Source organism: Arthrobacter sp. 05T442 (assembly GCF_056395945.1).
The window spans coordinates 1-800 of record NZ_JBFTKM010000054.1 but is presented as its reverse complement, the minus strand read 5'-3'; the positions used below and the strand labels follow the sequence as shown (position 1 = coordinate 800).

The window sequence follows — 800 nt, the reverse complement described above, 5'->3', positions numbered from 1 at the left end:
TGGTCTGCTTCGTTATCCAGGGAATGGTTGCTGCAGCCCGGGAACGGGCACCTGCCGTCGCGCAGCCGCAGCCAGTGCCGCTGGGCCTTCGTAAGCCGGTAGCTGGTCCGGCCGATTTCCAACGGCGCCCCGTCCCGGGGGTCTGTCAGGACCCGGTAGAAGGAATCGGCGCCGCCGGCGATCAGGCGGCGGGCCATCGACGGCGGGATCGGCCCGTGCCCGTCCAGGACGGCCGGTTCCTCGGTGGCGCCCAGCAGGGACAGGACCGGGACGGTGACCAGGACCTGCGCCCGAGGCAACGGCACACCCCCGCACCCGTCCCCTCCGATGTCCATCCCGGCGCAGGTACGGTCAGTCATTCCGCCGGTGAGGAGCCAGGTGGCGGTGATGTCGGCGCGGAGCTGGCTGAGGGTCCTGGCCTCGCCCGGGCCCTGCAGGGCACGGGCGGCCGCGGTGGACCGTTCCCAGATCCCCGCCGCCGTCCCGGCCGTGAGATAGGCCGAAAGCCACGCCATGCCGTCCCGGTCCGGGACGTACTCCACCCGCCGGTCCGCAGCGGACGCGGTGTGGCGGTTCTCGATGCTCTCCCGGTGGTGGCGTTCCCGCCAGGCGCGCGCCYTGGCCCGGAACCGGGACGCCACCAGGTCCCCGGCCGSGCACCCGCGGGCCGCGTCCGCTGCGTCCGGGTCCAGGAAATGCCCCTCCAGCGCCGCCGCCCCGGCGCGGTCCAGGCCGCCGGTTTCGTCGACGATGATCCTAGCGTGCTGCCAGGAAATCGTCCCCGCCTCAAGCGCGGCCAG

Annotated in this window: 1 protein-coding gene; it reads right to left on the bottom strand. The window is 73.7% G+C overall.

All coding sequences use genetic code 11. From position 1 onward, the window contains the following. On the bottom strand, positions 1-800 hold an 800-nt coding region (locus tag AC1DES_RS19145; protein ID WP_476897277.1), incomplete at both ends, for a DUF222 domain-containing protein.